The sequence below is a fragment of the Kitasatospora sp. NPDC048365 genome (assembly GCF_043200835.1).
Lineage (GTDB): Bacteria > Actinomycetota > Actinomycetes > Streptomycetales > Streptomycetaceae > Kitasatospora > Kitasatospora terrestris.
Genome location: NZ_JBICYJ010000016.1, coordinates 104,797 through 127,765, shown reverse-complemented (window position 1 = coordinate 127,765; position 22,969 = coordinate 104,797). Strand labels below are relative to the sequence as shown.

The 22,969-nt window shown below is 74.5% G+C and carries 23 protein-coding genes; 9 read left to right on the top strand and 14 right to left on the bottom strand.

Going from position 1 to position 22,969, the window contains the following annotated elements; translation table 11 throughout:
• Positions 1-23: 23 nt before the first annotated feature.
• From ACGFX4_RS18545 to ACGFX4_RS18535, 3 genes are read right to left on the bottom strand one after another with little or no spacing between them, the layout of a single operon-like run.
• On the bottom strand, positions 24-797 hold the full coding sequence (locus ACGFX4_RS18545; protein WP_393075180.1) for a tetratricopeptide repeat protein: 774 nt from the start codon (positions 795-797) through the stop codon (positions 24-26).
• Between the two features lie 58 nt (positions 798-855).
• Positions 856-1,749, bottom strand: a complete 894-nt coding sequence (locus ACGFX4_RS18540; protein WP_393075177.1) for a transketolase family protein — start codon at positions 1,747-1,749, stop codon at positions 856-858.
• Positions 1,750-1,760: 11 nt separating this feature from the next.
• A complete protein-coding gene (locus tag ACGFX4_RS18535; protein WP_393075174.1) occupies positions 1,761-2,462 on the bottom strand; it encodes a transketolase in 702 nt (233 codons plus the stop codon).
• A gap of 55 nt (positions 2,463-2,517) precedes the next feature.
• Here ACGFX4_RS18535 and soxR point away from each other — a divergent pair, with 55 nt between their 5' ends.
• From soxR to ACGFX4_RS18515, 4 genes are all read left to right on the top strand, one after another.
• Positions 2,518-3,006 (top strand): redox-sensitive transcriptional activator SoxR, encoded by a 489-nt coding sequence (gene soxR, locus ACGFX4_RS18530; RefSeq protein ID WP_393075171.1) that lies wholly within the window; start codon positions 2,518-2,520, stop codon positions 3,004-3,006.
• Between the two features lie 104 nt (positions 3,007-3,110).
• Positions 3,111-3,959 carry an SAM-dependent methyltransferase gene (locus ACGFX4_RS18525; RefSeq protein ID WP_393075169.1) on the top strand — a complete coding sequence of 283 codons (849 nt, stop codon included), beginning with the start codon at positions 3,111-3,113 and terminating at the stop codon, positions 3,957-3,959.
• 26 nt (positions 3,960-3,985) lie between these two features.
• On the top strand, positions 3,986-4,372 hold the full coding sequence (locus ACGFX4_RS18520; protein WP_393075166.1) for a VOC family protein: 387 nt from the start codon (positions 3,986-3,988) through the stop codon (positions 4,370-4,372).
• A 47-nt stretch (positions 4,373-4,419) separates the two neighbouring features.
• On the top strand, positions 4,420-5,010 hold the full coding sequence (locus ACGFX4_RS18515) for a GNAT family N-acetyltransferase (protein WP_393075163.1): 591 nt from the start codon (positions 4,420-4,422) through the stop codon (positions 5,008-5,010).
• A 9-nt stretch (positions 5,011-5,019) separates the two neighbouring features.
• Here the strand turns inward: ACGFX4_RS18515 and ACGFX4_RS18510 are convergent, their stop codons facing one another.
• A complete protein-coding gene (locus ACGFX4_RS18510; protein WP_393075160.1) occupies positions 5,020-5,898 on the bottom strand; it encodes a LysR family transcriptional regulator in 879 nt (292 codons plus the stop codon).
• Positions 5,899-5,980: 82 nt separating this feature from the next.
• Here ACGFX4_RS18510 and ACGFX4_RS18505 point away from each other — a divergent pair, with 82 nt between their 5' ends.
• Positions 5,981-6,703, top strand: a complete 723-nt coding sequence (locus ACGFX4_RS18505) for a hypothetical protein (RefSeq protein ID WP_393075157.1) — start codon at positions 5,981-5,983, stop codon at positions 6,701-6,703.
• Here ACGFX4_RS18505 and coaE read toward each other — a convergent pair.
• Positions 6,700-7,320 carry a dephospho-CoA kinase gene (gene coaE, locus ACGFX4_RS18500; RefSeq protein ID WP_393075154.1) on the bottom strand — a complete coding sequence of 207 codons (621 nt, stop codon included), beginning with the start codon at positions 7,318-7,320 and terminating at the stop codon, positions 6,700-6,702. The genes ACGFX4_RS18505 and coaE overlap by 4 nt on opposite strands.
• Positions 7,321-7,509: 189 nt before the next feature.
• Between coaE and ACGFX4_RS18495 the strand changes: the two genes are divergently transcribed.
• A complete protein-coding gene (locus ACGFX4_RS18495) occupies positions 7,510-8,400 on the top strand; it encodes an alkaline phosphatase family protein (protein ID WP_393075151.1) in 891 nt (296 codons plus the stop codon).
• Positions 8,401-8,451: 51 nt separating this feature from the next.
• Here ACGFX4_RS18495 and ACGFX4_RS18490 read toward each other — a convergent pair whose 3' ends face one another.
• The 3 genes from ACGFX4_RS18490 to ACGFX4_RS18480 all read right to left on the bottom strand — a co-directional run bounded on the left by ACGFX4_RS18490 (position 8,452) and on the right by ACGFX4_RS18480 (position 10,808).
• Positions 8,452-9,039 carry a hypothetical protein gene (locus ACGFX4_RS18490; protein WP_393075148.1) on the bottom strand — a complete coding sequence of 196 codons (588 nt, stop codon included), beginning with the start codon at positions 9,037-9,039 and terminating at the stop codon, positions 8,452-8,454.
• A 134-nt stretch (positions 9,040-9,173) separates the two neighbouring features.
• Positions 9,174-10,127 carry an oxidoreductase gene (locus ACGFX4_RS18485; protein WP_393075145.1) on the bottom strand — a complete coding sequence of 318 codons (954 nt, stop codon included), beginning with the start codon at positions 10,125-10,127 and terminating at the stop codon, positions 9,174-9,176.
• 39 nt (positions 10,128-10,166) lie between these two features.
• Positions 10,167-10,808 carry an MBL fold metallo-hydrolase gene (locus ACGFX4_RS18480; protein WP_393075142.1) on the bottom strand — a complete coding sequence of 214 codons (642 nt, stop codon included), beginning with the start codon at positions 10,806-10,808 and terminating at the stop codon, positions 10,167-10,169.
• Between the two features lie 62 nt (positions 10,809-10,870).
• Here ACGFX4_RS18480 and ACGFX4_RS18475 point away from each other — a divergent pair, with 62 nt between their 5' ends.
• Positions 10,871-11,287 (top strand): MarR family winged helix-turn-helix transcriptional regulator, encoded by a 417-nt coding sequence (locus tag ACGFX4_RS18475; RefSeq protein ID WP_393075139.1) that lies wholly within the window; start codon positions 10,871-10,873, stop codon positions 11,285-11,287.
• A 37-nt stretch (positions 11,288-11,324) separates the two neighbouring features.
• Here ACGFX4_RS18475 and ACGFX4_RS18470 read toward each other — a convergent pair whose 3' ends face one another.
• The 5 genes from ACGFX4_RS18470 to rpsA form a co-directional block, all read right to left on the bottom strand.
• Positions 11,325-12,872, bottom strand: coding sequence for an FAD-dependent monooxygenase (locus ACGFX4_RS18470; protein ID WP_393075136.1), 1,548 nt, complete (start codon positions 12,870-12,872; stop codon positions 11,325-11,327).
• Positions 12,873-13,062: 190 nt separating this feature from the next.
• On the bottom strand, positions 13,063-13,695 hold the full coding sequence (locus tag ACGFX4_RS18465) for a TetR family transcriptional regulator (RefSeq protein WP_393075133.1): 633 nt from the start codon (positions 13,693-13,695) through the stop codon (positions 13,063-13,065).
• A gap of 58 nt (positions 13,696-13,753) precedes the next feature.
• The gene (locus ACGFX4_RS18460) at positions 13,754-14,563 is read right to left on the bottom strand and encodes a transglutaminase domain-containing protein (RefSeq protein ID WP_393075307.1); all 810 of its coding nucleotides are present in this window, start codon (positions 14,561-14,563) and stop codon (positions 13,754-13,756) included.
• A gap of 98 nt (positions 14,564-14,661) precedes the next feature.
• The gene (locus tag ACGFX4_RS18455) at positions 14,662-16,872 is read right to left on the bottom strand and encodes an MMPL family transporter (RefSeq protein ID WP_393075130.1); all 2,211 of its coding nucleotides are present in this window, start codon (positions 16,870-16,872) and stop codon (positions 14,662-14,664) included.
• Between the two features lie 187 nt (positions 16,873-17,059).
• Positions 17,060-18,550, bottom strand: coding sequence for a 30S ribosomal protein S1 (gene rpsA / locus ACGFX4_RS18450; RefSeq protein WP_393075127.1), 1,491 nt, complete (start codon positions 18,548-18,550; stop codon positions 17,060-17,062).
• Positions 18,551-18,896: 346 nt separating this feature from the next.
• Between rpsA and ACGFX4_RS18445 the strand changes: the two genes are divergently transcribed.
• Both ACGFX4_RS18445 and hrpB read left to right on the top strand, forming a co-directional pair.
• The gene (locus tag ACGFX4_RS18445; protein WP_393075124.1) at positions 18,897-19,778 is read left to right on the top strand and encodes a class I SAM-dependent methyltransferase; all 882 of its coding nucleotides are present in this window, start codon (positions 18,897-18,899) and stop codon (positions 19,776-19,778) included.
• Positions 19,779-19,784: 6 nt separating this feature from the next.
• Entirely contained in the window at positions 19,785-22,346 is a 2,562-nt protein-coding gene (gene hrpB, locus ACGFX4_RS18440; protein ID WP_393075121.1) for an ATP-dependent helicase HrpB, read from the top strand.
• Here the strand turns inward: hrpB and ACGFX4_RS18435 are convergent, their stop codons facing one another.
• Positions 22,347-22,931, bottom strand: a complete 585-nt coding sequence (locus ACGFX4_RS18435) for a DinB family protein (RefSeq protein WP_393075118.1) — start codon at positions 22,929-22,931, stop codon at positions 22,347-22,349.
• Positions 22,932-22,969 lie beyond the last annotated feature (38 nt).

Sequence of the window (22,969 nt, the reverse complement as noted above, 5' to 3'; positions counted from 1 at the left end):
GCGGTTCCGTTCCCGGCCGGAGGTCAGTCGCGGACGGTGTCGAGGATCGAGCGGGCGTGGTCGTCGCGGCCGGCGAGGCGGCAGGCCTCGCGGACCTGGTCGTCGGTGAGGTGCCGGGCGAGCGCCAGCGCCTGCGGCACGCCGGCGCCGCTGTGGTGGTCCAGCAGCATCAGGTAGTGCTGGACGGCCCGCACCGGGTCGGCCTCGGTGCCGACGCCGTCGCGGTAGCACTCGGCGGCGAGGACAGTGGCGCGCTCGTGGCCGGCCGCCGCGGCCTCGGTCCAGCGGGCCAAGGCCTCGGCGGGCCGGCCGGCCTCGGCCAGCAGGTCGCCGAGTTCGGCGCTCGCCTCGGCGATCCCCGCCCCGGCCGCCTCGGTGAGCAGGCCGAGCGTCTCCTCGGCCGGGAGTTCGGCCACCCCCGCGCGGGCCAGGCGCCCCAGCGTGGCCTTGGCGGAAGCGTCCCCGCCGGCCACGGCGGCGCGGAACAGCTCCAGCGCCCGGGCGGTGTCGCGCGGCACGCCCGCGCCCTGCGCGTACAGGTGGCCGAGCGAGCGGGCACCGACCGGGCTCCCGGCGGCGGCGGAGAGCGCGAACCAGCGGGCGGCGGCCGTCTCGTCCTCGGCGAGCACCAGCGCCACGCCGCCCAGCAGGTCCTGCGCACCGCTGTCGCCGGCCAGGGCGATCCGCTCCAGCTCCGGGGTGAACGCGTCGAGCTGCTGCTCGCTGCCCTCGTCGCCCTCGACGGCCTCGTCGAACAGGTGGCGGCAGATGTCGAGCAGGTGCCGGTCGTCGATCATCCGTGCGGTTCCCTCGCGTTCCGTGCGGGCATGGCTTCGGAGCGAAGCCTACGTCGGCTCAGCGGAGGAACCCGGCGATCCGGGTGTGCAGCCCGGCGCCGTCGAGCCCGTACGCCGCCAGGTGCTCCGGGATCGACCCGTACTGCCGGTGCTCCGCCTTCGGGACGCCGAGGGCCAGGACCCGGTGGGGCCGGTCCGCCAGGGCCTCGTGCGCGGCGAGCGCCGAGGTCCCGGCCAGGTAGGGCTCGACCAGCACCACGTCGGCCCGTTCCCCGGTCGCGGCGCGCAGCCCCTCCGCGTCGAACGGCCGGACGGTGGCCGCGTACAGCACGGTCACGTCGAACGTCTCGGTCGCGGCGAGCACCGCGTCCAGCATCGGCCCGACCGCGAGCACCACGCCGCGCCGACCCTCCCGCACCACGGTGAACCGCCCGGGCCGGACGTCCACCGGGTGCTCGTTGCGGTGGGCGGAGAGCCGCAGGTACACCAGGCCGTCCCCGTCGGCGGCCGCGTGCCGCAGCAGGGTCTCCGCCTCGTCGGGGTGGCCGGGGACGTGCACCGTCCAGCCGGGCAGGGTGTCGAGCAGCGCGACGTCGCCCGGCGACATGTGGGTGCGTCCGCCGGCCGGCCAGTCGTACGATCCGCCGGCGCTCACCAGGACCGCCCCGACCCCTTGGTGGACGAGGTCCAGCTTGACCTGTTCCCAGGGCCGTTCGACCAGGAAGGCGGCGAAGGTGTGGACGATCGGGCGCAGGCCGGTGAGGGCCAGCCCGCCCGCGACGCCGATCATCAGCTGCTCGCGGATGCCGACGTTGACGACCCGGTCCGGGTGCCTGGCGGCCGCGCCGGCGAAGCCGTCCACCCCGATGTCGGCGAGGACCACGGCCAGTCGGGAGTCCGAGTCCAGCAACTCGCCGGCGGTGGCGGCGAATCGTTCGCGCATGGTTTCCATCTGCGGGCTCCTCAGGAGTTCTTGGGCTCGACCCGGGCGACGACGGCGTGCGGCCGGCCGGGGTGCGGGGCAGTGAAGGCGCGGTGGAGGGCTTCGTGGTCGCGGCCGTCGACGGTCTCGGTGGACCAGCCCTCGACCTCGAAGCGGCGCGCGATGCCGCCGCTCCAGCCGTGCGTGGCCGAGGAGTTGTCGATCACCACGGCGTGCAGCCGGTCCAGTCCGGCGGCCCCGGCGAAGGCGAGGGCCTCGTGGTTGCTGCCCTCGTCGAACTCGGCGTCGCCGATCAGCACCCACACCGCCGGGTCGGTCAGCCCCTGCGCCCGCAGGCCCAGTGCCGTGCCGACCGCCAGCGGCAGCCCGTGGCCCAGCGAACCGGAGGCGATCTCGACGCCCGGTACCAGCAGCCGGTCGGGGTGGTGGCCGAGCGGCGAGTCGTAACTGCCGAAGCTCGGCAGCACCTCGGCGGCCAGGAAGCCCTTCGCCGCGAGGACCGCGTAGTACGCCATCGGCCCGTGGCCCTTGGAGAGCAGGAAACGGTCGCGGTCCTGGGCGTCCGCGGTGGCGGGCGAGACCCGCAGCACCCGGTCGTGGAGCACCCAGAGCGCGTCCAGGGTGGAGGTGGCGGCCGGTCCGTGCTTCTCGTCGCCGGTCATCAGGCCCATCAGCCCCGGCAGGTCGGCGAAGCCGTACCGGGAGGGCGTCTCGGTGGTCATGGGGAAGAGCGTGCAACTTGAAGTCGACTTCAAGTCAAGCGGTATCCTGCGTGCCATGGGACCGACCCGGCACGACCTGCTCACCATCGGCCAGCTCGCCGAACGCAGCGGCATGGCCACCTCCGCGCTGCGCTACTACGAGAAGCTCGGGCTGATCCACGCCGAGCGCACCACCGGCAACCAGCGCCGTTTCGCCCGCTCGACGCTGCGCCGGGTGGCCTTCGTCCGGGCCGCGCAGCAGGTCGGACTCTCCCTCGACGAGGTGCACACCGCGCTCGACCGGCTGCCGCACGACCGGGCCCCCAGCCACCAGGAGTGGAACGCGGTGGCCACCGCCTGGCAGAGCCGGATCGACCGGCAGATCGCCGAGCTCGAACTGATGAAGGCCAAGCTCACCGGCTGCATCGGCTGCGGCTGCCTGTCGCTGAGCCGCTGCGCGCTGTACAACGCCGGCGACCGCGCGGCCGAGTCCGGGCCCGGCGCCCGCTACCTGCTCACCCGGGACCCCTCCACCGGCCCGGAGCCCCGCCCGTCCCAGGACTGACCCGCGGACCGGGTCGCGGCCCGGGTCGCGGACCGACGCGTGGACAACACCCGTCCCGTCTATGCTGCCCTCCGTACGGTACGTACGGCCGAACGGGGGATCAGATGACCGACCATCAGGACGTGGCGCTCGACTGGATGAACGGCGACGGGGAGGCCCGCCCGCCGGCCGACCTGCGTCCGGAGGTCCCGCACCCGGCACGGATGTACGACTACTACCTCGGCGGCAAGGACAACTTCCCGGCCGACCGGGCCGCCGCCGAGCAGGTGCTGGCGCTCGGGCCGCTGGTGCGGATCAGCGCGCTCGCCAACCGGGCGTTCCTGCAGCGCGCCGTGCGGCACCTCGCCGAGCAGGGCATCCGGCAGTTCCTCGACATCGGCACCGGCATACCGAGCGCCGGCAACACCCACGAGACGGCCCAGCGGGTCGCGCCGTCCGCCCGGGTGGCGTACCTGGACAACGACCCGATCGTGCTGGTCCACGGCCGGGCGCTGCTGGCCGGCGCCGCTCGGGGCAGTGTCTCCGTGCTGCAGGCCGACCTGCGCGAGCCGAAGGCGATCCTGGCCGATCCGGGGGTGCGCGAACTCCTCGACCTGGACCAGCCGGTGGCGCTGCTGCTGTTCGCCGTCCTGCACTTCGTCGACGAGGCCGACGACCCGTACGCGATCGTCCGCACCCTGGTCGACGCGCTGCCGTCCGGCAGCTACCTGGCGATCTCGCACGCCACCGGCGACTTCAGCACGCCGGAGGAGGCCGGCCGCGGCCCGGCGATCTACAAGAACGCCACCGCCCAGCTGACCATGCGCAGCCGCGAGCAGGTGCTGCGCTTCTTCGACGGCCTCGAACTCCAGGAGCCCGGCCTGGTCACCGCCCCGCAGTGGCGCCCCGACCAGCCCGAGCAGCCCACCGACTCCCAGGTCGCGATCTGGGCGGGCGTCGCGCGCAAGCCCTGACCCGCGGCTCGGGGATCATGGTGCGCATGGCACACATCTCCCTGACCGCCCTGCTGGTCGCCGACTACGACGAGGCGATCGCCTTCTACGTGGACGCCGTCGGGTTCGAGCTGCGGGAGGACACCCCGCGCCCCGACGGCTCCCGCTGGGTGGTGGTCGCCCCGCGCGGATCCACCGAGTCGGGCCTGCTCCTCGCCCGCCCCTCCAAGCCCGAGCAGCGGGCCCGGATCGGCGACCAGACCGGCGGCCGGGTCGGGCACTTCCTCACCACCGGGGACTTCGCCGCCGACCACGCCCGGATGCTCGCCGCCGGCGTCCGCTTCCTGGAAGAGCCCCGGCACGAGCCGTACGGCTCCGTCGCCGTCTTCGAGGACCTGTACGGCAACCGCTGGGACCTCCTCCAGCCGGCCTGACCGAAATTCGCTACCGGCCCGGGGAGCCGCCCTCGTACGATCCGCGCATGAGCGACACCGATCACGAGGACGGGACCGACCCGGGCCGCCTGCCCTGCTGGCGCGGCCGCAAGGTGGCCCTCGCGCCGCTCGACACGGACGACGCCGAACTCCTGCACGGCTGGCGCTCCGACCCGACCGCCGCCCACGAGATCGGCATCTGGCCGCGCGCCCTGTCCGCCCTGCGCGAGCGCATCGAACGCGACCAGGGCGACAACGACCGCGACGACTTCCTGGTCCTGCTGCCCGACGGGACGCCGATCGGCCACATCGCCCTCACCGACCAGGACCTCGCCGACGGCACCGCCGAGGCCTACCTCCTGCTCGCCCCCGGGTTCCGCGGCCACGGCTACGCCTCGGACGCCCTCGACGCCCTCACCGACCTCGCCTTCGGCGAACTCCCGCTGCACCGGGTCGAGGCCGTCACCCACACCACCAACGCCGCCGCCCTGGCCACGCTCGCCCGCTCCGGGTTCACCCGGGAGGGCGTCCGCCGCTCCGCCTGCCAGCACCGCGGCCGCCGCCACGACCTCGCGATCCTCGCCCTCCTCCGCGAGGAGTGGGAGGCCCAGACCCGCCCCCGCGCCTGGGACCACTGAGCCGCCGCGTCAGCGGCCCGTCAACGTCTCCACCAGCAGCGCCACCGGCCCCTCCGCCAAGGCCCCGTGCACCAGCTCCGTCCGGTGCACCAGGCGCGGCGAGCGCAGCGGCACCGCCGCGACGCCAGCACCGCCCGCCGACGGCCGCGGCACCAGCGCCAGCCCGTGCCCCGCCGCGACCAGCGCCAGCAGCCCCCGCACCTCCCCACCCTCGTACCGGGCCGCCGCCCGGAACCCCGGGCCCGCCACCGCCCGCAGCCGGTCGAGTTCCATCGCCACGTCCGGCGCGTCCAGCCACCGGGCGTCCGCGAGGTCGGCCAGCGCCAGCCCCTTCCGGCCGGCCAGCGGGTGCCCGGCGGGCATCAGCACCGCCAGCGGCTCCTCCGCCACCGCAACGGTCCGCAGCGGCCCCACGTCCCCGAGTGCCAGCGGGTCGCTCGGCGCGGCGACCCCGTCCACCAGCCCGACGTCCACCACCCCGGTGGCGACCTGCGCCGCGACCGCGGCCCGGGCGACCTGGGTGATCCTCACCTCCACCCGCGGGTACCGCGCCCGGACCGCCGCCAGCGCCTGCGCGACCGCCGCCGTCACGGTGGCACCGGCCGCCCCGATCACCACCCGCCCGCCGCTCACCCCCACCACCCGCCGCACGTCCGCCCGGGCGGCGTCCAGCCGCAGCAGCAGCGAACCGGCGTGCTCCAGCAGCCGTTCCCCCGCCGCCGTGACCCGGACCGGCCGACGCTCCAGCAGCGCCACCCCCACGTCGCCCTCCAGCGCAGCGATCTGCTGCGACACGGCCGACTGCGTGTACCCGAGCTCACGGGCCGCCTCCGAGAACGAGGCCAGGTGCGCGACCGCCACGAACGTCCGGAGCTGCTGCGGATCCATCCACCCTCCATCAGTAACCCTGATGTCAATCTCAGGAATCATCGTTGGACGTGATGATGCCAGGCGCCCGACGATGGCAGCCATGAACTCCTTCACCGCACGCCTGGCCCTGGTCGGCGACCGCTCCCCGGCCGTCCGCTCGCACGCCCGCATCCCCGGACTCCTCGACGCCCTCGCCGAGCGCGAGCAGCTGGTCCTGGACGCGTACTGGATCCCCACCGAGGACGCCGGGGCCCCGGGCACGCTCTCCGGCTTCGACGCCGTCTGGCTGCTGCCCGGCAGCCCGTACCGCAGCGAAGCCGGCGCGATCGCCGCCGTCCGCGCCGCCCGGGAGGGGCGCATCCCCTTCCTCGGGACGTGCGCCGGCTTCCAGCACGCGATCCTCGAGTACGCCCGCACCGTCTGCGGGCTCGCCGACGCCGGGCACGCCGAGAACGACCCGGCCGCCCCCGACCCGGTGATCGTGCCGCTCGCCTGCTCCCTGGTGGGCCACGAGGGCGCGGTGACCGTCACCCCCGGCAGCCTCGCCGCCGCCGTGCTCGGCGCCGAGCGGACGGTCGAGCGCTACCACTGCTCGTACGGCCTCGACCCGGCCCACCTGGGTGTGCTGGCCGCGCACGGCCTGCGCTTCACCGGCGCCGACGACACGGGGGACGTCCGGATCGCCGAACTCCCCGGCCACCCCTTCTTCCTGGCCACCCTCTTCCAGCCCGAACTGGCCGGCGACGGCACCCGCGCGCACCCGATCGTCCGGGCCCTCGCCGCGGCCGCCGTCCAGCACGCGGCCGCGCCCGTCGGCGCCTAACCCTCGGCGGCCCGGCCCTGCGCGGCCTGCCGGTCCTTCAGTCGCTGCCAGACCTCGCGGACCCGGGGCGTGAGCTCGTCGAGCGTGCCGCCGTTGTCGATCACCAGGTCGGCGACGGCGAGGCGGTCCTCGCGGGTGGCCTGGGCGGCCATCCGGGCCCGGGCCTCGTCCTCGGCCATGCCGCGCAGCTCGACCAGCCGGTCGATCCGCACCTGGTCGGGCGCGTCCACCACGATGACGGCCTCGTACAGCGGGGCGAGGCCGTTCTCGGCGAGCAGCGGGACGTCGTGCACCACGATCGCGTCCGGCCCGGCGGAGCCCTCCAGCTCGGCGGAGCGGGCCCGGACCAGCGGGTGGACGATGGCGTTCAGGGCGGCCAGGCGCTGCGGGTCGGTGAAGACGACGGCGCCGAGCGCGGGGCGGTCGAGCCCGCCGTCCGCGCGGAGCACGCCGGTGCCGAACTCCTCGACCACGGCGGCCAGGCCGGGCGTCCCGGGGGCGACCACCTCGCGGGCGATCAGGTCCGAGTCGACGATCACCGCACCCAGTTCGGCGAGCTGTCGCGAGACCTCGCTCTTGCCCGCGCCGATTCCGCCCGTCAGTCCGATCCTCAGCATGCGCCAAGGTTACCGGCCGGTCGGGACGCTCTCCCGGCCGCCCCGCCCCGCCCGAACGGCGAACGAACTTCAGGCGAACTCTCCGGCGCCCGCCCCAACTCCCGCCCGGCCGGAGCCTCCGGCCCTTCCCCCGGACCACCCCGGCCGCACTAGTGTGTTGTTCACACAAGTTCACCGAACGGGAGTCCCATGTCCAGCCTCTGGCCCGCAGGCCCGCGCCGCGTCCTGGTCGTCGGCATCGACGGCGTCCGTCTCGACCTGCTGGACGCGCTGCACACCCCCCACCTGGACGCGGTCGCCGCCGCCGGCTTCCTGGCCCCCGTCCAGGTGGACGAGGCGACCCCGACCATGTCGGGCCCGTGCTGGGCCACCGTCGTCACCGGCGTCGGCGTCGCCAAGCACGGCGTGTACGGCAACCACCTGGGCGGCAACCGGCTGGACGTCTTCCCCGACTTCACCACCCGGCTCGCGGCCGTGCACCGCCGCCGGACCTTCGCGGCCGGCGGCTGGGAGCCGCTGTTCCTGAACCGCTCGGGCGGCCCGCTGTTCGCCGCGCCCGGCCGGCTCTCCTACATCGCACCGCTGGAGGACACCCCGGCGGCGTGGGAGGTCTGCGACGAGCGGGTCACCGCCGAGGCCGAGTACGTGCTGGGCCGCAGCGACGACGACCCGCAGGCGTCCTTCGTCTACCTCGGCTCGCCCGACGAGACCGCGCACTTCCTCGGCTGCGGCCCGGAGTACCGCCGGGCGATCGAGGCCGCCGACGCCCGCCTCGGCCGCATCCTGGACGCCGTCCGCTCCCGCCCCGGCCACGCCGGCGAGGAGTGGACGGTCATCGTGGTCACCGACCACGGCCACGTCGACCAGGGCGGCCACGGCGGCCGCAGCGAGCTGGAGCGCACCGCCTGGATCGCCGCCGCCGGCCCCGGCATCGTCCCCGGCGCCCCCGTCGGCCCGCTGCACCACACGGACGTCGCCGCCCACGTCTACGCGGCCCTGGAGATCACCCCCGACCCGCACTGGACGCTCGACGGCCGCCCCTTCACCCCGGCCGCCGAACCCGCCCTCCTCCCGGCCTGACCCGCACGCCGGCCCGGGCCCGACGGATGTCCGGGCCCGGGCCGGGGCGGTTCACGGCCTGCGCGGGAAGAAGGTGAGGGGGGCGTCGCCGGTCCACGGGAACTCCCCGGCCGGCAGGCAGCTCGCGTCCGGGTCCGTGCTCACCCCGTCGCAGTGCTCGGCGCTCAGCCGCATGAAAACCGTGGTGGTGTGCCGGCCGACGGAGAGCGGCCGCAGCGGGTTGCTCGCGAAGAACGCGAAGGTCAGGCCCTCGACGTTGTCCAGGCGGCGTACCGCCTCGGGGCCGGTGACCGCGCTCCACTCACGGGGCGTGCCGATGTCCTGCACCACCCGGATGCCCTGGAACTTGGCCAGGAAGTCGTCCATCGGCGCCGGCCGCGAGGGCGTGTAGCCCGCCGGGTAGACCGTTCCCTGGGCACTGGGCGCGGTGCCCCACGGAGGGGCGAACCGGACCCAGCGCTCCCCCGCCAGCGCCTCCCGGCAGCCGGGCGGACCGATGATCCGCTCGGAAATCCCGAGGTACGCGTTGAGGTCGACCCCCTCCGAGACACAGTGGTGCTCCGGCGTCGGCACCGCCTCGGCGGTTCCGGCACCTCCGACAGCACAGAGCGCTGCCAGCGCGACGGTCACCGCGGCCACGCGCGCACGGGTCGATCTGATCAAAGGGGCCACCACCTCGGACTGGGACAACCTGGGACCCTGCCGATACTGAGCACCGCCGCCCTGCACCCGCGGGTGACATGCCGGGCGGCGGCCGAACGGACGCCCCGGCCTCATCCGCCCGAGCGACCCCGGCCCGCGGCGTCCGGCTGCACGGCGTCCGGCTGCGCGGGGGCGAGTGCGTCCAGCCGCGCCGTCTGCTCCGCGGTGAGGCGCAGCGCGCCGGCGGCGACGTTCTCGGCCAGGTGGTCGGGGTTGCCGGTGCCCGGGATGGCGAGCACGTTCGCTCCCCGGCCCAGCGTCCAGGCGAGCCGGACCTGGGCCGGGGTGGCGCCGTGGGCCCGCGCGACCTCCTCGACCGCCGGGTACTCGCCGCCGCCCCGCCCGCCCTCGCGGCCGGTGGTCGCGATGGCGAAGAACGGCACGTAGGCGATGCCCGCCGCCGCGCACTCGCGCACCAGCGCGTCGTCCTCGCGCCGGATGTCGATGCCGTACGGGTTCTGCAGGCACACCACCGGCGCGATCGCCCGGGCCGCGGCCAGGTCCTCCGCGCCGGCGTTGGAGAGGCCGAGGTGCCGGATCAGCCCGGCCTGCCGCAACTCGGCGAGTGCGCCGAACAGTTCGGCCGCCGGGGTGGTGCCGCGCGGGCCGAACAGGCGCAGGTTGACCACGTCGAGGTGGTCGCGGCCGAGCTGGCGCAGGTTCTCCTCGACCTGCCCCCGCAGCTGCTCGGGCCCGGCCCCGTACCACTCGCCGGACGGGTCGCGGCCGGGCCCGACCTTGGTGGTGATCACCAGGTCCTCCGGGTACGGCGCCAGCGCCGAGTTGATCAGCTCGTTGGCCGAGCGCAGCCGCGAGAAGTAGAAGGCCGCCGTGTCGATGTGGTTGACGCCGAGTTCGACGGCCCTGCGCAGCACCGCGATCACCCGCGCCCGGTCGCTCGGCACGCCCTGGTGGAAGGCGCCGCTGCCGGTGATCCGCATCGCGCCGAAGCCGATCCGGTTCACCTCCAGGTCGCCGAGCCGCCAACTCCCCGCCGCCGCAGCGGTGATCATCCCCGTTGTCATGATCGCAGTCTGTCACACGGCCAACCGGCCGGGCCCGGCTCAGCCCAGGTCGAGCGACTCGCCGGCCGCGAGCCGGACGAACTCGGCGCCGGTGCCCGGGCCTTCGGGGCCGAGCTGGCGGCCGTGCACCGTCTGGCCGATCTCGCTGAGCACCGCCTCGTGCACGGAGACCGCCCGAACCGGCTTGAACTCCCGGACGTAGTCGATGAGTTCACTGACCTTGGTCCAGGGCGCGCCGATCGGCAGCAGCAGCGTCTCCACGGAGTGCGGCGGCAGGGTGAGCGCGTCACCCGGGTGGAAGAGGGCGCCGTCGAGCAGGAAGCCGATGTTCTTGACCCGGGGGATGTCCGGGTGGATCACGGCGTGCCACTCGCCGTGGACGGTGACCGGCAGGCCGTCGATGTCGAAGGCGTCGCCCTCGCCGACCACGGCGACCCGGGCACCGATGCCGTCCAGCTGGGCGGCGACCGCGCGGTTGGCCCAGATCCGCAGGCCGGGGTTGGCCTCGACGGCGGCGCGCAGCTGCGCCTCGGTGAAGTGGTCGAAGTGCTCGTGGGTGATCAGCACGGCGTCCGCGCCCAGGACGGCCTCGGGCTCGGTGAACGCCCCGGGGTCGATCACCACCACGGTGTCGTCGCGCTCGATCCGTACGCAGGCATGTCCGAACTTGGTGAGTCGCATGCCGAAAACAGTACAGCAAGACTGCACAGTTTTGCTGTAGACAGGCGGGATACACTTCCCCCATGGAGAGCACCGACCCCCTGGAGACCGCCGCCGAACTGCGGCTGGCGATCGGCACCCTGGTCCGTGCCCTGCGGGTGGACGACGCGCTGCCGCAGAACCAGGCCGCCGTCCTCGGCTGGCTGGTCCGCGAGGGGCCCCGCACCACCGCCGAACTCGCCGACCTGCAGCGGGTGCGCCACCAGTCGATGGCCCGCACGGTCGCCCTGCTCACCGACGCCGGCCTGGTCGCCCAGCAGCCGCACCCCACCGACGGCCGCAAGCTGCTGGTCACCGCGACGGAGGCCGGGACCGCCGCGCTGCGCGCGCAGCGGTCCCGTCGCGAGGGCGCCATCGCCGCCGCCATCGCCGACCGGCTCACCCCGGCCGAGCACCGCCGCCTGAGCGAGGCGATCCCGCTGCTGCGCCGGCTCGTCTGACCGGAGGCAGGCCGGAGGCGGGCCCGGCGCGGGCGGGCTACCGGGTCGGGGCGAACCAGCGCCCGACCGCGGCCCGGAGCTCCTCCCGCTCCGCCTCGTCCGGCCCGGCCGCGCCGCACGCCCACGCCACGTACCCGTCCGGACGCACCAGCAGCCCGCCCGCCCCGTCCACGCCGCCGGCCGCCGTGACCACGTCCACCTCGGACCGCCCCTCCGTCAGGAGGCCTCCCACCAGCTGCCCTTCGGTGAGGTCGAGCAGCAACGGCCGCCCGCTCCGGGCGAGTTCCGCCAGCCGCAGCCGGGTACCGTCCACCTCCACGGACAGCTCCGGCGCGAAGCGGCCCACCAGCGGGTGCGGCTCGGCGGCGCCCATGTCGTACCGCACGTCGGTGCCGGCCGTGAGGTCGGCGAGGTGCTGGACGACCCGGCGCTGCGCGAGGAGCTCGCCGAACAGCTCCCGCAGCGCGGTGGTGTCGCTGCCCGGCGCGGTGAGCGCGGCCTGCGCCTCGGCGCTGAGCACCATGCGGCGAGCGGCCGGGCGGCGCTCGCGGTCGTAGCTGTCGAGCAGCCCGTCGGGCGCGGTGCCGCGCAGCGCGGCGGCGAGCTTCCAGCCGAGGTTGGCGGCGTCCTGCAGGCCGAGGTTGAGGCCGTAGCCGCCGCCACCCGCGGAGACGTGGGCGGCGTCGCCGACCAGGAACACCCGCCCGTCCCGGAACCGGTCCGCGACCCGGGTGTTGCCGCCGTCCTGGCGCCGCAGCACGTGCGGGCCGGGCCCGTCCGGGGCGCCCAGCGGAACCTCCACGCCGAGCACCCGGCGGATGCTCCCGGCCATCTCCGCCAGGCTCATCGGCCCGTCGGCCGCCGGCTGGTCCCACTCCGTGGTGCTCACCAGCACCGGCAGGCCGGGGAACGGCGCATAGGTGAACCCGCCGCCGTCCGTGCGCTGCGGCAGGAACGGCAGCACGCTCCCGTGCCCGGGGACGGTCAGCGCGCCACTGGCCGGGTCGACCCACTCGGCGGGCACCGCGACGTGCGCGGTCCGGGTGGTACGGCGGTCGTGGCTGACGCCGGGGAAGCCGATGCCGCTCCGCTTGCGGACGACGCTGCGCGCGCCGTCCGCGCCGACCACGTACCGGGCGCGCAGCCGCTCGGGGCCGCCGGGGCCGGTGACGTCGAGCGTGACGGCCTCCCCGTCCTGGACGAGCCCGTCGACCCGGTACCCGCGCCGCAGTTCGACGCCCAGCTCGCGGGCCCGCTCGGCCAGCACCTCGACGATCCGGTACTGCGGCACGGCCAGGGTGTGGATCGGGCTGTCGTCCAGCAGCGACAGGTCGAGGCCCATCGCGGCGAACATGAAGTAGGCGGAGTTCGGCACCGGCGCCCCGGCGCCGCCGCCGAGCGGTCGGTACAGGCCGCGGTGGTCGACCAGCCGGACCACCTGGCCGAGCAGGCCGTTGGCCCTGGGCTCGCCACTGGGCTGCGGCAGCTCCTCCAGGACGACCGGCCGGACGCCGGCCAGGGCCAGCTCGCAGGCCAGCATCAGCCCGTTCGGGCCGCCTCCCACCACGATCACATCGACTGTCACGGTCACGCCTCCTTGGCGTTCACGGGGAAGAACCGGGCGGCACCGGGAAGACAGGCCCAGGCCGCCTCCTTCTGATCACGCCGGGCGGCCGCCGCCGGAGCACGCACGCCCCAGCCCCCGGCCGGGAGGTACCCCCGCGACGGCTTCTCGTCGGTCGCCGACGGCCCCCACGCGATCCGAAAGAGACGGCCTAAGGGACGGGAAGTCCGGCGGCGAGCTGCTCGAAGACCTCGGCCAGGACGGTGCCGAGCGAGGCCGGCCACCCCTCGCGCAGGGCGTGCTCGACGGCGACCGCCGTACCGGCCGCGACGGCGGCCGCGACCAGCTTCGGGTACAGGTCGCCGGCGTCCGTGCCGGTGCGCCGGGCGACCGCGCGGGCCAGCTCCTGCGTGGCGGCGGCGTTGACCTTGACGATCTCACCGGCGAGCGCCGGTTCGGCCAGCATCAGCCGGACGCCGTCCCGCCAGCGGGTGTCCTGCGAGGTGGTGAAGCCGCCGGGCGGGACAAACCGGCCGAGGACCGCGTGCCGCAGCGAGTCCCAGATCGGCTCGCCGGCCGGGCGGGCCAGCAGGTCCTCGGCGACGCCGAGCATCCGTTCCAGCTGGGTGGCGGCGATCGCCTCGGCCTTGCCGCCGAAGTAGTTCCGGAAGGTGCGGACGGAGACGCCGGCCTCGGCGGCGATCTGCTCGACCGTGACGCCGTCCCAGCCGTTCAGCACGCACAGCCTGATCGCCGCCTGGCTCAGCGCGAACCGGGTCTGCCGCTTCTTGCGTTCGCGCAGCCCCGGCCCACCGGGCAGGCCCGCGTCGTCCTCAGGTGCCATGCAGCAAGCCTAGGCCGATTATTGCCGCTTCGGCAAGATTTCCTTTTCGGCAAGTTTTTCAGGCGGCGGCGCCGGCCGCCCACCGCCCGAGGACCGGCTCCGCCACCAGCCGGGCGGGCCCGCAGAGCGTCTGGCCGTGCCGCGCGAACAGCTCGTCGCGCGAGTCGAAGCGGCCGAGGTCCGCCAGCACGTACGCCGACAGGTCGCAGCCCGCCCCGTCCGCCGGGCACACCGCCGGGCCGTCCCAGTCGATCGGGGTCCTGGCCAGCGCCTCGAACAGCGTCTCCGACCCGCGGTTGGCGAACCCGCCACCCGAAAACCCGCCACCCGCAAAGCCGTCCTCCGCGAAGCCGCCCTCGGCGCCGCCACCCGCGGCCGCGCCGAAGAGCTCGCCGACGGAGACCCAGCCGCCGTCGATCCGGAACTCCGGCCAGGCGAGCACCACCCGGTCCGGGACGATCCGCCGCAGTCGCGGGAAGCGCGGGTACCAGAACGTCCCGTCCACCACCAGCCCGCGGACCCGGGTGGGCACACCGCCGGCCCGGGCCACGGCCTCCAGCACCGCCAGCCGCTGGCTGCACGAGCCGCGCCCGCGTCGCAGCACCTCGGAGACCGGGCGGAGGTCCTCCACGGAGTACACCGGCCGCACCCGGGCCACGATCAGCCGGTGCGCCCGCCGCAGCCGCTCCACCGGCGGGCCCTCGCCCCCCACCGCCCGGACCAGCGCCCGCACCCGGGGGTGCTCGCGGTCCAGGATCGGCGTCGGCGCGGTCCCACCCCCAACCTCAGCCGCCCCCGCCTCGACCGCCCCCGCCGGGCCGAGATCGACCCTCGCGCGCCACCACGGCGTCAGCACCGCACACGTCATGTCCCGCACCCCCTCGGCCCGGGACCGCCCCGGGCCGAGGGCCATCGTCGCAGAATTTTTGAACGCGTTCAACTATGCTCGCGCCGACTGCGGGCTGCTCAGCGCGTCCCGACCCCCGCCGGCTCGCGCTCGTCCTCCACAGCCGCCCGCGGCGCCGGCAGCGTCGCCGGGGTCAGCGGCGGCAGCGTGACGTGCTCGCTCAGGCCGATGATCCGGTGCAGGCGGCGCAGCGGTGCCGGCGCCCACCAGTTGAGCTTGCCGAACAGCGACATGGTGGCCGGCACCAGCAGGCAGCGGACCAGGGTGGCGTCGACCGCGACGGCCACCGCCAGCGCGATGCCCATCTGCTTGACCATGAGCATCTGCCCGGCCGCGAACCCGGCGAAGACGATCACCATCAGCAGTCCGGCCGAGGTGATGATCCGGCCGCTGCGCTGCAGGCCGAGTTGCACCGCCCGGGGGGAGTCGTACCCCTGGTCGTGGAGTTCCTTGATCCGCGAGAGCAGGAAGACCTCGTAGTCCATCGACAGCCCGAAGGCGAAGGCGAACACCAGCACCGGGATGTACGTCTCCAGCCCGCCGGTCGGCGTGAAGCCGAGCAGCCCGCTGAAGTAGCCGTGCTGGAAGACCAGGGTCAGCGCGCCGAGCGACGCGCCCAGCGAGAGCACGTTCATCAGCAGCGCCTTGATCGGCATCACCACCGAGCCGGTCATCATGAACAGCAGTACCAGCGTCCCGGCCGCGACCAGGCCGAGCGCCCACGGCCCTCGGGTGGTGATCTCGTGCTGGAAGTCGACCAGCGAGGCGGCGTCGCCGGTGACGTAGGTCTTCAGGCCGCCGCGGTCGGCGCGGAGCTCCTTGACCACGGTCTTCGCCTGGTCGCCCTGCGGGTCGCCCTGCACCAGCACCTCGACGGTGGAGACTCCGGTGTCGGCGCCGACCGGCGTCACGGTCCGCACCCCGCTGACCCCGGGCAGCTTGCTGACCACGGTGTCCGCGTAGTTCTGCGCGGCGGCCGTGTCGCCCTCGACCACCACGGTGACCGGGGCCGGCACCTGGCCGGGGAAGCGCTGCTCGACGGTCTCGGCGACCTGGCGCGAGGAGAAGCTCTTCGGCAGCACGTCGGCGCCGGAGTTCTTGAAGTGCGAGCCGAGGAACGGCGCGCCGGCGGCCAGCAGCAGCGCGATGCAGGCCAGCATCACCGGGACGGCGCGCTTCTGCACCCGGCGGACGATCCGCGAGAAGAAGCCCTCGTCGGGCACCGGCGAGGTCGGCGCCTTGATCCGCTTGCCGACGAAGCCCAGCAGCGCGGGGACCAGGGTGAGCGCCGCCGCGACGGCGATCACCACCACGCTCACGCCGGCCGCGGCGACCGCCCGGAACACCGGGCTGGTGAAGACGAACAGGCCGCTCAGTGCGACGGCCACGGTCAGGCCGGAGAAGGCGACCGTCCGGCCGGCGGTGGCGGCGGTCCGCTCGACGGCCTGGGCGATGGTGGCGCCGTGGCCGCGCTCCTCGCGGAAGCGGTTGACGATCAGCAGCGCGTAGTCGATCGACAGGCCGAGGCCCAGCACGGTGGCGATCGGCAGGACGCTGGTGTCCATGTCCATGATCCGGCTGAAGCCGAACATGGCGAGCAGGGCGCCGCCCACCGAGGCGATCGCGCCGATGCCGGGCAGTCCGGCCGCGGCGAGGCCGCCGAAGACCAGCACCATGACGATCAGCGTCAACGGCAGGGTGACGATCTCACCGAAACGGGTGTCGGCCTCGGTCTGCTTCTTGACCTCGTCCTGCAGCACCAGGTCGCCGCCGACCGTGACGTGCGCGCCACCGGCGTCGATGTGCTCCAGGCGGTCGGTGACCGCGGTGAGCTGGGCGGTGGTGGAGGCGTCCGCCATCTTCACCGAGACCAGCGAGGCGTTGCCGTCGCTCGCGGTCAGCTGCCCACCGGCGGAGTAGGTGTCGACGGCCGAGGAGACGCCCGGCAGGGCGGCGATGTCGGCGGTGGCGGCCTGCACGGCCTGCTGGACGGCCGGGTCGCTCGCCGGTGCCCCGTCCACGACGGCGGTGAGGCTACCCAGGGCCGGGTCGGCGGTCTCCACGACCGAGGTGCCACGGGCCGATTCGGAGCCACCGGAGCCGGTGGCGGCCACCGAGCCCTCGAAGACCCGGCCGCCGATCAGGACACCGGCGGCCAGGACGAGCGCCCAGAAGGCGAGGACCCAACGACGGTGGCGGAAGCACGCTCGACCGAGGGCGGCGAGCCGGCCGCTGACCTTGTGCTCAGCGGTAGTGCGGGCGTTGCGCATGTACGGGAGCCTTTCGGACAACTCCCCTCAATCTAGGTGTGAATGCGCGTTCGTCCTATAGAAGGACGATGAGCCACATCTCACAATCTTCTTCACATAAAGAACACATAAGAAAAGCAAAACCCCCACCCGGCGAACCGGATGGGGGTTTCTCAGCTATTCAGCCGCGAGGCTGTTCAGCGAGCGATCAGCTCTGGCCGCCGGCCAGCTTCTCGCGCAGGGCAGCGAGCGCCTCGTCCGAAGCGAGAGCGCCGGAGCCCTCGTCGCTCGAGGAGGAGTACGAACCGCCACCGGAGACCGGGGCCTCCTCGCCGGCCTCGGCGGCAGCGGCGGCGTCGGCCTCACGGCTCTTGATGACCTGGGCCTGGTGCTGCTCGAAGCGGGCCTGCGCCTCGGCGTACTGGCGCTCCCACTCCTCACGCTGCTTCTCGTAGCCGGGCAGCCAGTCGTTCGCCTCGGGGTCGAAGCCCTCCGGGTAGATGTAGTTGCCCTGGTCGTCGTACGAGGCGGCCATGCCGTACAGGGTCGGGTCGAACTCGACCGACGCCGGGTCGGCACCGAGGGACTCGTTGGCCTGCTTCAGCGAGAGGCTGATGCGACGACGCTCGAGGTCGATGTCGATGACCTTGACGAAGATCTCGTCGCCGACCTGGACGACCTGCTCCGGGATCTCGACGTGGCGCTCGGCCAGCTCGGAGATGTGGACCAGGCCCTCGATGCCCTCGTCCACGCGGACGAACGCACCGAACGGAACCAGCTTGGTGACCTTGCCGGGGACGACCTGGCCGATCTGGTGGGTCCGGGCGAACTGCTGCCACGGGTCCTCCTGGGTCGCCTTCAGCGACAGGGAGACACGCTCGCGGTCCATGTCGACGTCGAGAACCTCGACGGTGACCTCCTGGCCGACCTCGACAACCTCGGACGGGTGGTCGATGTGCTTCCAGGACAGCTCGGAGACGTGAACCAGACCGTCGACGCCACCCAGGTCCACGAAGGCACCGAAGTTGACGATCGAGGAGACGACGCCGGAGCGCACCTGACCCTTCTGGAGGGTGGTGAGGAAGGTCTGGCGGACCTCGCTCTGGGTCTGCTCGAGCCAGGCACGGCGGGACAGGACCACGTTGTTGCGGTTCTTGTCCAGCTCGATGATCTTGGCCTCGAGCTCCTTGCCGACGTACGGCTGGAGGTCGCGGACACGGCGCATCTCGACCAGCGACGCCGGGAGGAAGCCACGGAGGCCGATGTCGAGGATGAGACCACCCTTGACGACCTCGATGACGGTACCGGTGACGATGCCGTCCTCTTCCTTGATCTTCTCGATCGTGCCCCAGGCGCGCTCGTACTGCGCACGCTTCTTGGACAGGATCAGACGACCCTCCTTGTCCTCCTTCTGGAGAACCAGGGCCTCGATCTCGTCGCCGACCTTGACGACCTCGTGCGGGTCAACGTCGTGCTTGATCGAGAGCTCGCGGGAGGGGATGACACCCTCGGTCTTGTAACCGATGTCGAGGAGGACCTCGTCACGGTCGACCTTCACGATGATGCCCTCAACGATGTCGCCATCGTTGAAGTACTTGATGGTCTCGTCAATGGCGGCGAGGAAGGCCTCGGCATCGCCAATGTCGTTGACCGCAACCTGCGGGGTGGTGCTGACAGAGGTGTCGGTGGGGCTCGTCATTAGGAAAAGGGCTCCGGTACGGACATGAAGTCGTAGGTAATGCCACGCGGAGGGCCCGTATCGCTCCCACCGAAAGCCGGACAGCCCAGAACACGGCACACCGAAGGCCCGGAATCCGGGATTCGGTGTCCGTCTAGCGACCGTGGGGTCTTCGACAGATGCGAGCGCGACCTGCTCCGTCCGAGGCGCGCAGGCCCGCAGCGCAACTTGTAGCATACGGGGACACCCGGGCACGGTCAACGCCGAAGCGACGAGACGGTAGAGGCCGGGACAGATCAGGCCATATCCTCCGAATGCGCCAGTGGCGCTTCCGCAGTCCATAGCCTACGCGACAGGTTCTATGATCTTGGCCACCACCCCCGGCTCCACGCCCCAGGACTTCACCGACCTCGACGAGCTCGCCCGGCTCAGCCCGTACGAGGACGAGGACGACGGCGACGACGCCGTCCGCCGGGAGGCCGCCGCGGACGAGTCCAGCCGGGCCAGCCGGCACTGGTGGGACCGCAACGCCGACGAGTACCAGGACGAGCACGGCGAGTTCCTCGGCGACGACCGCTTCACCTGGTGCCCCGAGGGCCTGGACGAGGCCGACGTCCGCCTGCTCGGCGAGGTCGCGGGCAAGGACGTGCTGGAGCTCGGCGCCGGCGCCGCCCAGTGCTCCCGCTGGCTCGTCGCCCGGGGCGCCCGGCCGGTCGCGCTCGACATCTCCTACCGGCAGCTCCAGCACTCCCGCCGGATCGACCTCGGCCGCGGCGCCGAGCCGGTCGCGGTGGTGCAGGCCGACGCCGCCGTCCTCCCCTTCGCCGACGGCGCCTTCGACCTGGCCTGCTCGGCGTACGGCGCGGTGCCGTTCAGCGCCGACACCGCAGCCCTGATGCGCGAGGTCCACCGGGTGCTGCGGCCCGGCGGGCGCTGGGTCTTCTCGGTGACCCACCCGATCCGCTGGGCCTTCCCCGACGACGCCGGGGTCGAGGGCCTGACGGTGAGCGCCTCCTACTTCGACCGCACGCCCTACGTCGAGCAGGACGACCAGGGGCGCGCCACCTACGTCGAGCACCACCGGACGGTCGGCGACCGGGTCCGCGAACTGGTCGGCGCCGGGTTCCGGCTGCTCGACCTGGTCGAGCCCGAGTGGCCCGCCGGCCACGAGCAGGAGTGGGGCGGCTGGAGTCCGCTGCGCGGCCGGCTGATCCCCGGCACCGCGATCTTCGTCGCCGAGCGGGGCTGACCGCCGGTGCGCACGGTGGGGCTCGACCTGCCCGTCCGCACGGCCGTCCCCGCGCTGCACGCCGCACTCGTCGACCGCGGGTGCGCCGTGCTGTCCGCGCCGCCCGGGACCGGCAAGACCACCCTGGTGCCGCTCGCCCTGGCCGGGCTGGTGGACGGCCTGGCCGGGCCCGCCCGCCGGGTGCTGGTCGCCGAGCCCCGGCGCCTCGCGGTGCGGGCCGCCGCCCGCCGGATGGCCTGGCTGCTCGGCGAACCGGTCGGCGAGCGGGTCGGCTTCACCGTGCGCGGCGAACGGCGCACCTCCGCCGCCACCGTGATCGAGGTGGTCACCACCGGCGTCCTGCTGCAGCGCCTCCAGCGCGACCAGGAGCTGCCCGGCGTCGACGTGGTCGTCCTCGACGAGTGCCACGAACGGCACCTGGACGCCGACACCGCGCTCGCCTTCCTGCTGGACGTCCGCGCCGCCCTGCGGCCCGAGCTCGAACTGGTCTGCGCCTCCGCCACCTCCGACACCGACGCCTGGTCCGAGCTGCTCGGCGGCGCACCGGTGGTGGCCGCCGAGGGCGTCTCCCACCCGGTCGAGGTGGTGTGGGCACCCCCGCCGCGCGCCGTCCGCCCGCCGCAGGGCACCCGCACCGACCCCGCGCTGCTCGACCACGTCGCCGCCACCGTCCGCCGGGCCCTCGCCGAGCGGGACGGCGACGTGCTCTGCTTCCTGCCCGGCGTCGGCGAGATCGCCCGCGTCGCCGGGCTGCTGCGGGTCGACGCCGAGGTCCTGCAACTCCACGGGCAGGCCCCGCAGGCCGTCCAGGACGCGGCCCTGAGCGCGGGCGAGCGGCGCCGGGTGATCCTGTCGACCTCGGTCGCGGAGTCCTCGCTGACCGTGCCGGGCGTCCGGGTCGTGGTGGACTCCGGACTCACCCGGGAGCCGCGCACCGACCACGCCCGCGGACTCGCCGGGCTGGTCACCGTCCGCGCCTCGCTCGCCGCCGGACGGCAGCGCGCCGGACGGGCCGGACGCGAGGCGCCCGGCACGGTGTACCGCTGCTGGGCGGAGGTCGAGGACGCCCGCGCCGCCCGCTTCCCGACCCCCGAGATCGCCCTCGCCGACCTCACCTCCTTCGCCCTCCAGGCCGCCTGCTGGGGCGACCCCGACGCCCGCACCCTCGCCCTGCCGGACGCCCCGCCCGCCGGCGCGATGGCCGCCGCCCGCGGCGTGCTCACCGCGCTCGGCGCCGTCGACCGCGACGGCCGCGCCACCGACCGCGGCCACCGCATCGCCCGCACCGGCCTCCACCCGCGGCTCGCCCGCGCCCTGCTCGACGCCGCCGGCACGGTCGGCGCCCGGGCGGCCGCCGACCTCGTCGCGCTGCTGTCCGAGGAGCCCCCGCGGGCCATGGGCGACGACCTCCACGCGATCCTGACCGCCCTCCGGGCCCGCCCCGACGACCCGTACGCCCGCCGCTGGCGCACCGAGTCCGGCAGGCTCCGGGCCCAGCTGCAGGGCCGCGGGGGCCCCGCCGCGGGAGGCGCCGACGGCGCCCACCCCCGGCCGGACGTCCCGTCCCCGGCGGGCTCCGCACCGACGGCCGGCCACGCCGCGCTGGTGGTCGCGCTGGCCTACCCCGAGCGGATCGCGCGGGCGCGCGGGCCCCGGGGCCCGTACCTGATGGCCTCCGGGACGGCCGCCGAGCTCGCGCCCGACTCCCGGCTCGGCGGCACGGAGTGGCTGGCGATCGCCGTCGCCGACCGGCCGGCCGGTTCGCCGTCGGCGCGGGTGCAGCGGGCCGTCGCCCTCGACGAGGCCACGGCGCGACGGGCGGCCGCGCCGCTGCTCGCCTCCCGCGAGGAGGTCGAGTGGTCGACCCGCGGCGGCGACGTGGTCGCCCGCCGGGTCGACGCGCTCGGCGCGATCGAACTCTCGGCCGACCGGCTCGACGCCCCCGCGCCGGCGCTGCTCCGGTCCGCCCTGCTCGACGGGCTGACCCGCGAGGGCGTCACCGCCCTGCTCGGCTGGCCGCCGGCCGCCGCCTCGCTGCGCGAACGCCTGGCCTTCCTGCACCGCGTGCTCGGCGCCCCCTGGCCGGACGTCGCCGACGACGCGCTGCTGCTGGCCGCCGACGGCTGGCTGGAGCCGGAGCTGTCCCGGGCCCGCCGCCGCGCCGACCTCCAGCGCATCGACACCGCGAGCGCGTTGCAGCGGCTGCTGCCGTGGTCGAGCGGCGAGGCCGGCCGCTTGGACGAGCTCGCCCCGGAGCGGATCACCGTCCCCAGCGGCTCCCGGATCCGGGTCGACTACACCGGCGACCGGCCCGTCCTGGCGGTCAAGCTCCAGGAGCTGTTCGGCTGGCAGGCCGCCCCGGCCCTGGCCGGCGGCCGGGTGCCGCTCACCGTGCACCTGCTCTCCCCCGCCGGCCGGCCCGCGGCCGTCACCGGCGACCTGGCCGGCTTCTGGCGCGAGGGCTACAAGGCCGTCCGCGCCGAACTCCGCGGCCGCTACCCCCGCCACCCGTGGCCCGAGGACCCGACCACCGCCGAACCGACCAAGCGCACCAACGCCCGGCGCTGACTACCCCTCGGCCGCCTGCTCCTCGGCCGGCCGCCACGGCTCGAACCAGGGGTCGGGCCAGCTCTCCGCCGCCGCCATCAGCGGGTAGAGCGTCGCGCCGTCGATCGTCTCGCGGATGATGTCCGCGTGGCCGCCGTGCCGCGCGGTCTCCTCGATCAGGTGCAGCAGCACCCAGCGGACCGACCACTCGGTGACGTCGGCGGAGATCCAGACCTGCCCCGGCGGCACCGGCACCGGCCGGCCGAGGTCGGCGATCCCGGCGAGGACCGCGTCCGTCTCGGCGGTGGCGGCCCGGTAGTCGGCCAGCGCACCGGCGAGCGTCTCGTCGGGGCCGAGGACGAACTCGTCGTCCTCCGCGTCCGGTTGCGTGCGCTCGCGCTGCAGGACTAGGTCCGTCCAGCCGCGCTCGCAGCGCGCGGCGTGCTTGATCAGGCCGCCGATGGTCAACTCGCTCGCCGCTGCCGCCGTCCGGGCCTGATCCTCCGTCAACCCGTGTGCGGCGGCCCGCAGCAGCCGGCGCTGCTGATCGAGGAAGGCGACGAGCCCCGAACGCTCGTCGGCTACGGGAGGAGCGAGACCCGGCATGAAGCGACTCCTTGCAGAGACTTTCAGAAAGTTTCAGC

Excerpts from the sequence above, each read along its gene's own strand:
- ACGFX4_RS18460 (WP_393075307.1), bottom strand. The coding sequence starts at position 14,563 with ATGACGTGTGCGGTGCTGACGCCGTGGTGGCGCGCGAGGGTCGATCTC.
- ACGFX4_RS18540 (WP_393075177.1), bottom strand. The coding sequence starts at position 1,749 with ATGGAAACCATGCGCGAACGATTCGCCGCCACCGCCGGCGAGTTGCTG.
- ACGFX4_RS18510 (WP_393075160.1), bottom strand. The coding sequence starts at position 5,898 with ATGGATCCGCAGCAGCTCCGGACGTTCGTGGCGGTCGCGCACCTGGCC.
- ACGFX4_RS18495 (WP_393075151.1), top strand. The coding sequence starts at position 7,510 with ATGTCCAGCCTCTGGCCCGCAGGCCCGCGCCGCGTCCTGGTCGTCGGC.
- ACGFX4_RS18505 (WP_393075157.1), top strand. The coding sequence starts at position 5,981 with ATGAACTCCTTCACCGCACGCCTGGCCCTGGTCGGCGACCGCTCCCCG.
- ACGFX4_RS18485 (WP_393075145.1), bottom strand. The coding sequence starts at position 10,127 with ATGACAACGGGGATGATCACCGCTGCGGCGGCGGGGAGTTGGCGGCTC.
- ACGFX4_RS18520 (WP_393075166.1), top strand. The coding sequence starts at position 3,986 with ATGGCACACATCTCCCTGACCGCCCTGCTGGTCGCCGACTACGACGAG.
- coaE (WP_393075154.1), bottom strand. The coding sequence starts at position 7,320 with ATGCTGAGGATCGGACTGACGGGCGGAATCGGCGCGGGCAAGAGCGAG.
- ACGFX4_RS18525 (WP_393075169.1), top strand. The coding sequence starts at position 3,111 with ATGACCGACCATCAGGACGTGGCGCTCGACTGGATGAACGGCGACGGG.
- rpsA (WP_393075127.1), bottom strand. The coding sequence starts at position 18,550 with ATGACGAGCCCCACCGACACCTCTGTCAGCACCACCCCGCAGGTTGCG.
- ACGFX4_RS18435 (WP_393075118.1), bottom strand. The coding sequence starts at position 22,931 with ATGCCGGGTCTCGCTCCTCCCGTAGCCGACGAGCGTTCGGGGCTCGTC.
- ACGFX4_RS18465 (WP_393075133.1), bottom strand. The coding sequence starts at position 13,695 with ATGGCACCTGAGGACGACGCGGGCCTGCCCGGTGGGCCGGGGCTGCGC.
- ACGFX4_RS18545 (WP_393075180.1), bottom strand. The coding sequence starts at position 797 with ATGATCGACGACCGGCACCTGCTCGACATCTGCCGCCACCTGTTCGAC.
- ACGFX4_RS18535 (WP_393075174.1), bottom strand. The coding sequence starts at position 2,462 with ATGACCACCGAGACGCCCTCCCGGTACGGCTTCGCCGACCTGCCGGGG.
- ACGFX4_RS18515 (WP_393075163.1), top strand. The coding sequence starts at position 4,420 with ATGAGCGACACCGATCACGAGGACGGGACCGACCCGGGCCGCCTGCCC.
- ACGFX4_RS18475 (WP_393075139.1), top strand. The coding sequence starts at position 10,871 with ATGGAGAGCACCGACCCCCTGGAGACCGCCGCCGAACTGCGGCTGGCG.
- ACGFX4_RS18455 (WP_393075130.1), bottom strand. The coding sequence starts at position 16,872 with ATGCGCAACGCCCGCACTACCGCTGAGCACAAGGTCAGCGGCCGGCTC.
- soxR (WP_393075171.1), top strand. The coding sequence starts at position 2,518 with ATGGGACCGACCCGGCACGACCTGCTCACCATCGGCCAGCTCGCCGAA.
- ACGFX4_RS18480 (WP_393075142.1), bottom strand. The coding sequence starts at position 10,808 with ATGCGACTCACCAAGTTCGGACATGCCTGCGTACGGATCGAGCGCGAC.